The organism is Massilia sp. LXY-6 (assembly GCF_051233485.1).
GTDB lineage: Bacteria > Pseudomonadota > Gammaproteobacteria > Burkholderiales > Burkholderiaceae_D > Telluria.
Genome location: NZ_JBKFGF010000031.1, coordinates 1 through 12,523, shown reverse-complemented (window position 1 = coordinate 12,523; position 12,523 = coordinate 1). Strand labels below are relative to the sequence as shown.

Annotated in this window: 11 protein-coding genes and 1 tRNA gene; 9 read left to right on the top strand and 3 right to left on the bottom strand. The window is 62.9% G+C overall.

Going from position 1 to position 12,523, the window contains the following annotated elements; genetic code table 11:
* Window positions 1–88 precede the first annotated feature (88 nt).
* Window positions 89–739, top strand: a complete 651-nt coding sequence (locus ACI48D_RS15000; protein ID WP_435572031.1) for a DsbA family oxidoreductase — start codon at window positions 89–91, stop codon at window positions 737–739.
* Between the two features lie 25 nt (window positions 740–764).
* On the opposite strand, the gene ACI48D_RS14995 is transcribed toward ACI48D_RS15000, so the two are convergent.
* The 3 genes from ACI48D_RS14995 to ACI48D_RS14985 all read right to left on the bottom strand — a co-directional run bounded on the left by ACI48D_RS14995 (window position 765) and on the right by ACI48D_RS14985 (window position 3,918).
* Window positions 765–1,613 carry an endonuclease/exonuclease/phosphatase family protein gene (locus ACI48D_RS14995; protein WP_435572030.1) on the bottom strand — a complete coding sequence of 283 codons (849 nt, stop codon included), beginning with the start codon at window positions 1,611–1,613 and terminating at the stop codon, window positions 765–767.
* 96 nt (window positions 1,614–1,709) lie between these two features.
* Window positions 1,710–2,747 (bottom strand): tRNA (adenosine(37)-N6)-threonylcarbamoyltransferase complex transferase subunit TsaD, encoded by a 1,038-nt coding sequence (tsaD, locus tag ACI48D_RS14990; protein ID WP_435572029.1) that lies wholly within the window; start codon window positions 2,745–2,747, stop codon window positions 1,710–1,712.
* A 112-nt stretch (window positions 2,748–2,859) separates the two neighbouring features.
* On the bottom strand, window positions 2,860–3,918 hold the full coding sequence (locus ACI48D_RS14985; protein WP_435572101.1) for a 3-deoxy-7-phosphoheptulonate synthase: 1,059 nt from the start codon (window positions 3,916–3,918) through the stop codon (window positions 2,860–2,862).
* Between the two features lie 108 nt (window positions 3,919–4,026).
* Here ACI48D_RS14985 and ybiB point away from each other — a divergent pair, with 108 nt between their 5' ends.
* From ybiB to ACI48D_RS14945, 8 genes are all read left to right on the top strand, one after another.
* On the top strand, window positions 4,027–5,016 hold the full coding sequence (gene ybiB, locus ACI48D_RS14980) for a DNA-binding protein YbiB (RefSeq protein WP_435572028.1): 990 nt from the start codon (window positions 4,027–4,029) through the stop codon (window positions 5,014–5,016).
* Window positions 5,017–5,095: 79 nt separating this feature from the next.
* Window positions 5,096–6,307 carry an NAD(P)/FAD-dependent oxidoreductase gene (locus ACI48D_RS14975; protein ID WP_435572027.1) on the top strand — a complete coding sequence of 404 codons (1,212 nt, stop codon included), beginning with the start codon at window positions 5,096–5,098 and terminating at the stop codon, window positions 6,305–6,307.
* Between the two features lie 106 nt (window positions 6,308–6,413).
* Window positions 6,414–6,626 carry a 30S ribosomal protein S21 gene (gene rpsU / locus ACI48D_RS14970; protein ID WP_005665410.1) on the top strand — a complete coding sequence of 71 codons (213 nt, stop codon included), beginning with the start codon at window positions 6,414–6,416 and terminating at the stop codon, window positions 6,624–6,626.
* A 134-nt stretch (window positions 6,627–6,760) separates the two neighbouring features.
* The gene (locus tag ACI48D_RS14965) at window positions 6,761–7,210 is read left to right on the top strand and encodes a GatB/YqeY domain-containing protein (RefSeq protein WP_435572026.1); all 450 of its coding nucleotides are present in this window, start codon (window positions 6,761–6,763) and stop codon (window positions 7,208–7,210) included.
* A gap of 167 nt (window positions 7,211–7,377) precedes the next feature.
* Entirely contained in the window at window positions 7,378–9,180 is a 1,803-nt protein-coding gene (dnaG, locus tag ACI48D_RS14960) for a DNA primase (RefSeq protein WP_435572025.1), read from the top strand.
* A 273-nt stretch (window positions 9,181–9,453) separates the two neighbouring features.
* The gene (rpoD, locus tag ACI48D_RS14955) at window positions 9,454–11,658 is read left to right on the top strand and encodes an RNA polymerase sigma factor RpoD (protein ID WP_435572100.1); all 2,205 of its coding nucleotides are present in this window, start codon (window positions 9,454–9,456) and stop codon (window positions 11,656–11,658) included.
* 123 nt (window positions 11,659–11,781) lie between these two features.
* A tRNA-Ile gene (locus ACI48D_RS14950) sits at window positions 11,782–11,860 on the top strand.
* Between the two features lie 101 nt (window positions 11,861–11,961).
* The gene (locus ACI48D_RS14945) at window positions 11,962–12,495 is read left to right on the top strand and encodes a hypothetical protein (protein ID WP_435572024.1); all 534 of its coding nucleotides are present in this window, start codon (window positions 11,962–11,964) and stop codon (window positions 12,493–12,495) included.
* The last annotated feature ends 28 nt before the right edge of the window (window positions 12,496–12,523 follow it).

Below are 12,523 nucleotides of genomic sequence, written 5' to 3'. Positions count from 1 at the left end.
CCCGCTTTCCTTCGATGTGTCACCATATGCCAAACGCCGCATGGTAGCGGCGGCTATTCCAGGAAGGTGGTGAGTCGTGAGCAAGCAAATGAGAATTGATTTCGTGTCGGATGTATCGTGTCCCTGGTGCGCGATCGGCCTGAAATCGCTGGAAAAGGCGCTCGAGCGCGTCGTCGGCGAGGTGCAGGCGGACATCCATTTCCAACCGTTCGAACTGAACCCGGGCATGGGCCCGGAGGGGCAGGACATCTTCGAACACATCACTGAAAAATACGGGTCGACACCGGCCCAGCAGGACCAGTCGCGCGAGATGATCCGCCAGCGCGGCGCTGACGTCGGGTTCACCTTCGACATGAGCAAGCGCGGACGCATCTACAACACCTTCGATGCGCACCGCCTGCTGCACTGGGCCGAGGGCCAGGGCGAAGGACGCCAGCGCGCGCTGAAGGAAAAACTGTTCGAAGCCTATTTCACGCGCGGCGAGGACCCCAGCTCGCACGAGCTGCTGGTGCGCGTCGCCGGTGATGCCGGTCTCGACCAGGAACAGGCGCGCGCCGTGCTCGAATCGGACAGCTACGCCGACGAGGTGCGCCAGCGCGAGTACTACTGGCAGCGCGCCGGCATCCGGTCGGTGCCGGCGATCGTCATCAACGAGCGCCACCTGATCTCGGGCGGCCAGCCGCCCGAGGTGTTCGAACAGGCATTGCGCCAGCTCGCCGAACAGGAAGAAACAGTCTGATGCTCGAATGAGCGGTTTTACTCGATCAACTGAGTAGGTCGAGTACGACCGGTTGGTGGTCCGAGGCTGCGGTCTCGGACTGCACGTTGACTTCCGCGATGCGCGGCGCCAAATCCTCGGTCACGAAAAAGTAGTCGTAGCAATCGGCGCGGTCGGGCCAGGGATAGCCGTGCAGGCCGGCCGTCGGCGCGCGCGCCATGCTGCTGTGGCGGGCCTTCCAGGCGTCGACCAGGGCCAGGGCGCCCCCTTCGGGCGGGGCCAGCAGCGCACGGTAGTCGTCGGACTCGGGCGTGAAATTGAAGTCCCCGCAGTAGATCGCGGTGCCGGGCCGGAAGCCCAGCTGGAACGGCGGATCGAGCTCCGGCTCCGGCTGGTAGATGGCGGCGCGCGCGCAGGCTTCCGCATGCAGCTCGCGGATCCGTGCGACCTGCGCGCGGCGCTGCGGCGGTGAATAGTACTCGAGGTGGGTGGTCAGCACGCGCAGCTTGCCGCCGGGCGCGTCGAGCACGGTTTCGATCATCCCGCGCGGCATGCCGGCCGGATGCTCGGGAGCGGCCGGCCACGGCAGCATGTGGCGCTGGGCCTGGGTGATGCGGTATTTGGACAGCAGGATGTTGCCGAATTGGCGAGGCAGGTTGTTACGGTAGATTTCGCTCGGCGCGTGTTCGATCATGTGGTAACCGCCGAGTGCGCCGCCGAGCTGCTTGAACTGGCTGGCGCTGGCGCTGCCCTCGAGTTCCGGATGATTGGCCGCCACTTCCTGCAGGCAGATCACATCCGGATTCAGCTTGCGCAGCACATCGATGATGGCGTGGATCCGGATGCGCCCGTCCTTTCCGCAGCCCCAATGAATATTCCAACTGACTACGCGCATGTAGAACCTCCGTAAGACTCAACTGCCCGATATTGCCATCTATTCGGGCTGAAAGGTCACACGGTAGGATCGATGTCAGGCTTGCAAGTTCACAATTCAGGCCGGTTCGATCTCGTCCAGCGGCCAGCGCGGACGCACGTTGAACCCGTAATCGTGGGTCGCGGCCTGCGGATTGCGCTCCAGGCGCAGGGCGCCGGCAAAGGCGATCATGGCGCCGTTATCGGTGCAGAATTCGAGTTCCGGGTAGTAGACCCTGAATTTCTTCTTCGCGGCCGCCGCGTTCAGCGATTCCCTCAGCTGGCGGTTGGCGCCGACGCCGCCGGCGATCACCAGGCGCTTCAGGCCGGTGTGCTTGAGCGCGGACACGCACTTGGCGGTCAGCACATCGACGATCGCATCGACGAAGCCGCGCGCGATGTTGGCCTTGTCCTGCTCGCAGATGTTGGCGATCCCGCCGGCACTGTTCTTCGCCACTGTCAGCACGGCCGTCTTCAGGCCCGAGAAGCTGAAGTTGAAATCCTTCGAGTGCAGCATCGGGCGCGGCAGTGTATAGGCTTCCGGATCGCCGAACTCGGCCAGGCGCGAAATCGCCGGTCCACCCGGGTAGCCCAGGCCCAGCAGCTTGGCCGACTTGTCGAAGGCTTCGCCGGCGGCATCGTCGAGGGTCTCGCCGAGCAGGGTGTAGCGGCCGACGCCGTCGACCCGCATCAGCTGGGTATGGCCGCCCGAGACCAGCAGGGCGACGAAGGGGAATTCCGGGCGTTCGCTGGCCAGCAGCGGCGACAGCAGGTGACCCTCGAGGTGATGCACGCCGAGCACCGGTTTATCCAGCGCCAGCGCCAGGCTGCAGGCCACCGACGAGCCGACCAGCAGCGCGCCGGCCAGGCCCGGACCCTGGGTGTAGGCGATGGCGTCGATGCGTTCCTTCGGCAACCCAGCCTTGGCCAGTACCTGTTCGAGCAGCGGCAGGGCGCGGCGGATGTGGTCGCGCGAGGCCAGTTCCGGCACCACGCCGCCGTACTCCTCATGCATCGCGACCTGCGAGTGCAGGGCATGGGACAGCAGCCCGTGCTCCGTGTCGTACAGAGCCAGGCCGGTTTCATCGCAGGAGGATTCGACGCCGAGGACAATCATGGGAATAGCGGAAGCGAAAAAGCAGAATCCGCCATTTTACCGTAGGGTGGGGTTTTGAGGCCGGGGGCCTCAAAACGAAATGCCCACGCGTGACGCTCGCAGACCCGCGGCATCAAGGCCGCTGCAGCAGCTCCTTGTGCGCGCTGCGCAGCATCGCCTCGGTATCTTCCCAGCCGATGCAGCCGTCGGTGACGGAGCAGCCGTACTTCAGCTGCGACAGGTCTTCCGGAATCGGCTGGTTGCCGCTGACGATGTTCGACTCGATCATCACGCCCAGCAGCGAACGGTTGCCGTGCCTGATCTGCTGGATCACGTCCGACATCACCAGCGGCTGCAGCTCCGGCTTCTTGTAGCTGTTGGCGTGCGAGCAGTCGACCACCAGGTTGGCCGGCAGCTTGGCCTTCTTCAGCGCCTGCTCGGCGATCGCGACCGACACCGAATCGTAGTTCGGGCGCCCGCCGCCGCCGCGCAGCACCACGTGGCCGTAGGCGTTGCCGCTGGTGCGCACGATCGAGACCGTGCCTTGGCCGTTGATGCCCAGGAAGGAGTGCGGGCTCGACGAGGACAGCACGGCATTGACCGCGATTTCGATGTCGCCGTCGGTACCGTTCTTGAAGCCGACCGGGGTCGAGAGGCCGGACGACATCTCGCGGTGGGTCTGCGATTCGGTGGTGCGCGCGCCGATCGCGGTCCAGGCAATCAAATCGCCCAGGTATTGCGGCGAGATCGGGTCCAGCGCCTCGGTGGCGGTCGGCAGGCCGAGTTCGCAAACATCCAATAAGAACTGCCGCGCGCGCTCCATGCCGACGTCGACGCGGAAGGAGTCGTCCATGAACGGATCGTTGATATAACCCTTCCAGCCGGTGGTGGTGCGCGGCTTCTCGAAGTACACGCGCATCACCAGCACCATGGTGTCGGCGACCTCGGCCTGCAGCGCCTTCAGGCGGCGCGCATAATCCAGGCCGGCAACCGGGTCGTGGATCGAGCAGGGGCCGACGACCACGAACAGGCGCTTGTCCTTGCGGTCGAGGATGTTACGCAGCGTTTCGCGGCTCTTCATCACGGTGCTGAAGGCCAAGTCGGTCAACGGCAGCTTCTGGTGCAGTTCGACTGGCGACGGCATGGTCGCGAACGAGGTAACGTTGGTGTTTTCGATATCGGGCGTGATCAGCATGGCTTGACGTTTTTCTCAGCGTATTTTCCGAAGGGGAGGACCAGTCTAGCCCGAAATCGTCGATGTTGCACTGCAATGTCCAAAAAATGACGGTATGCTATCGTCATGCAGACCAATGACCACCCGGACCAGGAAGCCTTCCACGCCGCCCGCTTCATCAAGGAGATCGGCCGTGGCGTGAAAGGCGCACGCAGCATGACGCGCGACGATGCCAGGGCGCTGTACGCCGCCATGCTGGACGGCCGCGTGTCCGACCTCGAGCTGGGCGCGATCCTGCTGGCGCTGCGCATCAAGGGCGAATCGGTGGACGAGATCGCCGGCTTCATGGAAGCCGCGGAAGGCTCGTTCGCGCCGCTGCCGTCGCCGCCGGGCGAGTACGCGCCGGTGCTCATCCCCAGTTACAACGGTTCGCGCAAGTTAGCCAACCTGACGCCCTTGCTGGCCCTGCTGCTGGCGCGCGAGGGCGTGCCGGTGCTGATCCACGGCGTGCAGCAGGATCCGGGACGGGTGACCACGGCCGAGATCCTGGCCGAGATGGGATTCAAGCCAGCCGGCTCCACCGCCGACATGCTCGACGCCTTCGCGGACCGCAAACCCTGCTTCATGCGGGTCGAGACGCTGGCCCCGAAGCTGGCCCGGCAGCTGTCGCTGCGCCGCATCCTCGGGGTGCGGAACTCGACCCATACCCTGGTCAAGATCCTGCAGCCTTTCGACGGGCCGGCGCTGCGCCTGGTCTCCTACACGCACCCCGAGTACCTGACGATGCTGACCGACTACTTCAGGAGCGCGGCGCCGGCCGGGCGCGGCGACGCCTTCCTGATGCGCGGTACCGAGGGCGAGACGGTGGCGAATGCCAACCGCGCCCAGCAGATCGACTGGTTCCACGCCGGCCAACAGACCCTGCTGGCCGAGCGCGACGCCCCGACCGACGCGCCGGCGCCGGCGCCGGAAGGGCGCGACGCGCCCGCCACCGCCGACTGGATCCTGCGCGCCCTGCGCGGCGAGCAGCCGGTACCGCCGCCGATCGCGGCCCAGGTGGCGCATTGCCGGCGCGTTGCTGCGGCCCTGCGCGCGGGCGGGGAGGCCGCCCGCTGATCTATAGATATGCCTAAGTTCGTCCGCCGGCTTACAATCTCGTCTTTTGTGCGCGGCAAACCGCAACGGGACGGACGGCATGGCAAGACGATACGATGTGGTGGTGATCGGCGCGGGCGCGGCCGGCATGATGTGCGCGGCGGTGGCGGCCCGGCGCGGCAAGCGCGTGGTGCTGGTCGACCATGCCGCGAAGCTTGCCGAAAAGATCCGCATCTCCGGTGGCGGCCGCTGCAATTTCACCAACATCAACGCCGGCTGGCAGAACTTCGTGTCGGAGAACCCGCACTTCTGCCGCAGCGCGCTGTCGCGCTACACGGCGCAGGATTTCCTCGCGCTGGTAAAGAAACACCACATCGCGTACCACGAGAAGCACCGCGGCCAGTTGTTCTGCGACGACTCCTCGGAACAGATCATCCGCATGCTGAAGATCGAGTGCAACGCCGGCGACGTGGAGTGGCGCATGCCCTGCAAGGTGACGGGGGTAGAGGAGCTCGATGACGGCTTCAGTGTCGGCACGGATGGCGGTGCGATCGAGGCGGCCAACGTCGTGGTCGCCACCGGCGGCCTGTCGATCCCGAAGATCGGCGCCACCGACCTCGGCTACCGCATCGCCAAGCGCTTCGGCTTGAACATGATCGAGCCGCGCCCGGGCCTGGTACCGCTGACCTTTGACGGGCCGAGCTGGCAGCCCTTCGTGCCACTGGCCGGGATCGCGCTCGAGGTCGAGGTCGAAACCGGCAGCCGCAAAGCTAAAGGTAATCGATATGGCCACTTCCGCGAAGACCTGCTGTTCACCCACCGCGGCCTGTCCGGCCCGGCGATCCTGCAGATTTCCAGCTACTGGCAGCCGGGGACGCCGATCGTGCTGAACCTGCTGCCGGAACTGGACGTGGCCGAGGAATTGATCGGTGCGAAGACGACGCTGAAGAAGCAGCTCGGCAATATCCTGTCGCAATGGCTGCCGGCGCGCCTGGCCGAAGGCTTGCTGGTCGCGAATGGTTTCGCCCCCGACGCGCGCCTGCCGGACATGGCCGACGCCAAATTGCGCAAGCTGGGCGATGCGATCAACCGCTGGGCCATCGTGCCGACCGGCTCCGAAGGCTATAAAAAGGCCGAGGTGACGCTGGGCGGGGTCGATACGCGCGAGTTGTCGCAGCAGACGATGATGGCAAATAAGGTGCCGGGCCTGTATTTCATCGGCGAGACGGTCGACGTGACGGGTTGGCTGGGCGGCTATAATTTCCAGTGGGCCTGGGCGTCGGGCTTCGTGGCCGGCTCCAGCATCGAATGATTTTCATTGATGTAGCAATTGCGGCACATGATGAGAAAACCTACCACGGATTTTGAAAAGCTGTTAGAATTTCGTTCTTCCCTAAATCCAACGGTTTCATTTTTACATGACCACTATCCGCCTTAAAGAAAACGAGCCGTTCGAAGTCGCTATGCGTCGCTTCAAGCGCACTATCGAAAAAACCGGTCTGCTGACCGAACTGCGCGCACGCGAGTTCTACGAGAAGCCGACTGCAGAGCGCAAGCGCAAGCTGGCCGCTGCCGTGAAGCGCCACTACAAGCGCATCCGCAGCCAGCAACTGCCGAAGAAGCTGTACTAATTTCGTTCTTGTCTCCCCCGGTGACGGCCCATTGCCAGTCCCGGCATGCGAGACCTGAACATGTCGAAGCCCGCTCCGGTCGATACCGCAGCGGGTTTTGCCTTTTTCCCTACTGATTTTACCGTGGAGAATTCATGAGCCTGAAAGAACAACTGACCGACGACATGAAAGCCGCCATGCGCGCCAAGGAAAGCGAGCGCCTGGCCACGATCCGTCTGATCCTTGCCGACATCAAGCGCAAGGAAGTGGACGAGCGCATCGAACTGGACGATGCCCAGGTCACCGCCGTCGTCGAGAAGATGATCAAGCAGCGCAAGGATTCGATCACCCAGTTCGAAGCCGGTGGCCGCCAGGATTTGGCCGACATCGAAAAGAAGGAACTGGCCGTGCTGTCGGCCTACATGCCGGCCGGCCTGTCGGACGAGGAAATCGCCGCCGAGGTGAAAGCCGCGGTAGCCGCTTCCGGTGCCGCCGGCCCGCAGGACATGGGCAAGGTGATGGGCATCCTGAAGCCCAAGCTGGCCGGACGCGCCGACATGACGGCCGTGTCGGCCCTGGTGAAGAAGGCGCTGGCGGGCGCGTAAGCGTCCAGGTGAGCCCGGCCGCACGGCGTGGCTGTCGGCATCCTTGCCACGGCCGCGCCTGCTTTCCGGTGCTTCGAGGTGGCAATGCCCTTTTGCCTTGCTGCAAATCAATCTGTGGCGAACGCTGCGGTATAGTCTGAGATTAGACAAACACTGTTATTGCTCTAGTGATTCCGCAATCATTCATTACCGATCTGCTCAATCGTATCGACATCGTCGATGTGGTTGGCCGCTATGTCCAACTGAAGAAGGGCGGCGCCAACTACATGGGCCTGTGCCCTTTTCACAATGAAAAGTCGCCCAGCTTCACGGTGAGCCCGACCAAGCAGTTCTACCACTGCTTCGGCTGCGGCGCGCACGGCACCGCCATCGGCTTCCTGATCGAATACTCGGGCATGGGCTTCGTCGACGCGGTCAAGGACCTGGCCCAGGGCGTCGGCATGGTCGTGCCGAACGAGGACGACAAGATTCCCCCGGCCCAGCGCGCCGCCCAGCAGGCCCAGTCGCTGGCGATGACCGACGCGCTGCAGATGGCTTGCGACTTTTACCGGGCCCAGCTGCGCCAGGCGCCCGCCGCGATCGCCTACCTGAAGGGCCGCGGCCTGACGGGCGAGGTGGCGGCGCGTTTCGGCATGGGCTACGCGCCCCCCGGCTGGGACAACCTGCGCTCGGTGTTCAAGGACTACGAGGCGCTTGCATTGGTCGAGTCCGGCCTGGTCATCGACCGCGTGGACGAGGACGGTGGTAACAAGAAACGCTACGACCGCTTCCGCGAGCGCATCATGTTTCCGATCCGCAACACCAAGGGCCAGGTGATCGGCTTCGGCGGCCGCGTGATGGATGGCGGCGAACCGAAATACCTGAACTCGCCGGAAACCCCGCTATTTAATAAGGGGCAGGAGCTGTACGGCCTGTTCGAGGCGCGCCAGCCGATTCGCGACGCCGGCTATGTGCTGGTTACCGAAGGCTATATGGACGTGGTCGCCCTGGCCCAGCTTGGCTTCCCGCAGGCGGTGGCGACGCTCGGCACGGCCTGCACCAGCACCCATGTGCAAAAGCTGCTGCGCCAGACCGACCATGTGATCTTCAGCTTCGACGGCGACAAGGCCGGCCGCCGCGCCGCCCGCCGCGCGCTGGAAGCCTGCCTCCCACAGATGTCGGACGACAAGACCATCAAGTTCCTGTTCCTGCCGCAGGAGCATGACCCGGACAGCTATGTGCGCGAATTCGGCGGCGACGCGTTCGCGCAGGAAATCAACGAAGCGATGCCGCTGTCCTCGTTCCTGCTGCGCGAGGTGACGCAGGAACACGAGCTCGACACGCCGGAGGGCAGGGCACATGCCCAGTTCGAGGCCAAGCCGCTGCTGCAGGCAATGGCGCCGACCGCGCTGCGCCTGCAGATCGTGCGCGGCCTGGCCAGCATGACCCAATCGACGCCGGCGGAGATCGAAGCCCTGTTCGAGTTGTCCAAGCCGGTATCGGTTGCGCGCAAGGCGCCGCCGCGCCAGGGCCGCCCGGAGCCGGTCGGGCTGGAACTGCAGATCATGCGCATGCTGGTGGGCCATCCCTCGCTGGCTTTGGGCCTCGATGAGGGCGCGCTGCGCGCCTTCGACCACTTCGGCGCGGAACCCGCGGACCGCTTGCGCTGGCTGATCGCGCAAGCCCAGGCATTGGGCGCGAATGCCAGCTTCGCCGCGTTGTCCCAGCAATTGAAGGAGTCCAGCACCGAGTACGACCACCTGATCGCGGAGATTGCATCCGAACCCGAATCGGATATCGACGCGGATCGCGTTTGGCTCACAAGTGCTGTGCGGCAAATCAAGATGGATGTCTTAAAACAGGAGTTGAACCAGTTGTTTTCTTCTGGCCTGACCCCAGATCAGGTGAGTGCCCGCTATCGCGAAATCACAGCACAGCAGGACCTCCTGACGCGGGAAGCCGCGAACGACACCCCGGCCAAATTTGCCTGAAGTGTACCCGTGGCGACACGGGTGTTCTTGACTGGAAAATATAGGGGTGCGTGCTATAATAAAACGCTAACTATTGCAACCTTTGCATCGATTTTTCGTCGCAATGCGGGCCTGGAACGTCAGTTAGCGGGGCAATACAACGTAATAAATACAAGGTAACAAATACAGGGTAATAAACTTTATCTTTAACCTAGTAAAGTAGTCGTCGTGACTTCGAAAGCGCCTGTGCCAACCAAGAAACCCGAAACCAAAGTGGCTACCAAATCCACCAGGATGTCCGCCAAGGCGGACAATTCTCAAGACAAGGCGGAAGCCCGCGTCGCGGGTGTTGCGCCTGTGAGCCAGACGACCGACGCGGAAGCACTCGCCGCGATCGACACGTCGGGCTATGTGCTGCCGGCCGTTAAGGTACCCGGACGGCGCGGTCGCAAGCCCAAGGAATTCACGCCCGAGAACGACGAAGTCGCCGCACTCAACGCGGTCGAGCGCGCCGAACTGAAGGCTGCGGACAAGGCCAAGGCCAAGGACCGCAAGGCCAAGGAAAAAGCGCTGCTGAAAGACGCGTTCTCGTCGGACACCGAAGCGAGCGAGGAAGAACTCGAGATCCGCCGCAACAAGCTCAAGGCCCTGATCAAGTCGGGCAAGGAGCGCGGCTTCCTGACCTATTCCGAAATCAACGACCACCTGCCGGACAACATCGTCGATCCGGAAGCGATCGAAGGCATTATCGGCACCTTCAACGACATGGGCATTGCCGTCTACGAGCATGCGCCCGATGCCGAAACGCTGCTGTTGTCCGACAATGTCGCCACCGTCACCAGCGACGACGAAGCCGAAGCCGCCGCGGAAGCCGCCCTGTCGACCGTCGATTCCGACTTCGGTCGCACCACCGACCCGGTGCGCATGTACATGCGCGAGATGGGCTCGGTCGAGCTGCTGACCCGCGAAGGCGAAATCGAGATCGCCAAGCGCATCGAAGACGGCCTGCGTGACATGATCCAGGCGATCTCCGCCTGCCCGGTGACGATCGCCGAGATCATCGACGCCGCGCGCCGCATCGAGAACGACGAGATCAAGATCGACGAGATCGTCGACGGCATGGTCGATCCCGACGAATCCGAGGACACCTCGCCGACCGCGGTCGCGCCGACGTCGACCGATGACGACGATGAGGACGACGAGGAAGAAGAGGAAGAAGAGGAAGAGGAAGAAGAAGCCAACGCCAGCTCCGGCGCGGCCGGCTATTCCGCCGAGCAGCTCGAACAGCTGAAGAATTCGGCCCTCGACAAATTCCGCATGATCGAGCAGCAGTTCGACAAGATGCGCAAGGCCTACGAGAAGCAGGGCTACAACTCGAAGGACTACATCAGGGCCCAGGATGCGATCTCCAGCGAACTGCTGGGCATCCGCTTTACCGCGAAGGTCGTCGAGAAGCTGTGCGACACCCTGCGCGGCCAGGTCGACGAAGTGCGCCACATCGAGAAGCAGATCCTGGACGTGGCCGTGAACCGCTGCGGCATGCCGCGTGCCCACTTCATCAAGGTCTTCCCGGGCAACGAGACGAACCTGGAATGGGTCGACGGCGAAGTCAACGCCGGCCACGCCTACAGCGCCATCCTCGGCCGCAACATCCCGACGATCAAGGAACTGCAGCAACGCCTGATCGACCTGCAAGCGCGCGTCGTGCTGCCGCTGCCGGACCTGCGCAACATCAACCGCCAGATGGCGGCCGGTGAAATGAAGGCGCGCAAGGCCAAGCGCGAGATGACCGAGGCCAACCTGCGCCTGGTGATCTCGATCGCGAAGAAGTACACGAACCGCGGCCTGCAATTCCTCGACCTGATCCAGGAAGGCAATATCGGCCTGATGAAGGCGGTGGACAAGTTCGAATACCGCCGCGGTTATAAATTCTCGACCTACGCGACGTGGTGGATCCGCCAGGCCATCACCCGTTCGATCGCGGACCAGGCGCGCACGATCCGTATTCCGGTGCACATGATCGAAACGATCAACAAGATGAACCGGATCTCGCGCCAGATCCTGCAGGAGACCGGCGCCGAGCCCGATCCGGCGACCCTCGCGATCAAGATGGAAATGCCGGAAGACAAAATCCGGAAGATTATGAAGATCGCGAAAGAGCCGATTTCGATGGAAACCCCGATCGGCGACGACGACGATTCGCATCTGGGCGACTTTATCGAGGACAACAACACGCTGGCGCCGTCGGACGCGGCCCTACATGCCTCGATGCGTGGCGTGGTGAAGGACGTGCTGGATTCACTGACCCCGCGCGAGGCGAAAGTCCTGCGCATGCGCTTCGGCATCGAAATGTCGACTGACCACACGCTGGAAGAGGTCGGCAAGCAGTTCGACGTCACCCGCGAGCGCATCCGCCAGATCGAAGCCAAGGCGCTGCGCAAGCTGCGCCACCCGTCGCGCTCGGACAAGCTGAAGAGTTTCCTCGAGGGTAACAGCTGATTGTTGTTGAGCCTTGACGGGGCTAGACTAAAGCAATATCCTCTCGCCACTTCGGGGTTTTCGGTACTTCGGTGCCGGCCCGCAAGTGGCGGGATGTGAGCATCCCTTGGATGTACCAGTTTCGGGCCTCTAGCTCATGCCTGGTTAGAGCAGCGGACTCATAATCCGTTGGTGCCGTGTTCGACTCACGGGAGGCCTACCAATAAAATCAAGGGGTTACGCAAAAGCGTAGCCCCTTTTTTCTTGACTCTGTGCAATCCGCTGTGCAATTCTTTGCACATGAACCACTCGCACATTTAAGTCATGCCAGTAAGTCAACTTCCAAGCGGCAAGTATCGTGTACAGATTCGCCGCAAGGGCTACCCGAAATACGATAAAGTTTTTGCAACCCGCCACGAAGCCGAGGATGCGGAAGCATCGATACGCGGCGAACAGAAAGCGGTCGAAGCGCCCACCGACGTCACGCTGGCTGAGTGCTGGGCGAAGTACCGCCAGTCACAATCTTTCTTGCAGAAAGCCCCGAAAACCCGGACAACAGAGGCCGGGCGTATCCAGCCGGTATTAGCAGAGCTAGGAGCATATTCGCTTATCAACTTGCAAAACGCTCCGGCCCTTATTTACGACTATATCGATAAGCGAAGCTCGACAATATCGCCAAGGACTAAAAAGAAGCTTTCGACGACAAGCGTGCGCTTACAGGGTGTAGACGAAATGAATGACGTAGGTGTGGCATGCTATTGGGGTATGGAGGGAGCATGCTATGGCGACGAAACGTTCACTCGACGGTTCTGTCCCGTCGGTCCATCCCGGCGGCAGGCCGCCAGCACTGAAGCCTGAGCATATCGCAGTTCTGCACGATATCGTG

What these genes read in the sequence shown, in the direction of transcription:
- ACI48D_RS14945 (WP_435572024.1), top strand. Translation starts at nt 11,962, where the DNA reads ATGCCAGTAAGTCAACTTCCAAGCGGCAAGTATCGTGTACAGATTCGC.
- rpoD (WP_435572100.1), top strand. Translation starts at nt 9,454, where the DNA reads ATGTCCGCCAAGGCGGACAATTCTCAAGACAAGGCGGAAGCCCGCGTC.
- ybiB (WP_435572028.1), top strand. Translation starts at nt 4,027, where the DNA reads ATGCAGACCAATGACCACCCGGACCAGGAAGCCTTCCACGCCGCCCGC.
- ACI48D_RS14975 (WP_435572027.1), top strand. Translation starts at nt 5,096, where the DNA reads ATGGCAAGACGATACGATGTGGTGGTGATCGGCGCGGGCGCGGCCGGC.
- rpsU (WP_005665410.1), top strand. Translation starts at nt 6,414, where the DNA reads ATGACCACTATCCGCCTTAAAGAAAACGAGCCGTTCGAAGTCGCTATG.
- tsaD (WP_435572029.1), bottom strand. Translation starts at nt 2,747, where the DNA reads ATGATTGTCCTCGGCGTCGAATCCTCCTGCGATGAAACCGGCCTGGCT.
- ACI48D_RS15000 (WP_435572031.1), top strand. Translation starts at nt 89, where the DNA reads ATGAGAATTGATTTCGTGTCGGATGTATCGTGTCCCTGGTGCGCGATC.
- ACI48D_RS14995 (WP_435572030.1), bottom strand. Translation starts at nt 1,613, where the DNA reads ATGCGCGTAGTCAGTTGGAATATTCATTGGGGCTGCGGAAAGGACGGG.
- ACI48D_RS14965 (WP_435572026.1), top strand. Translation starts at nt 6,761, where the DNA reads ATGAGCCTGAAAGAACAACTGACCGACGACATGAAAGCCGCCATGCGC.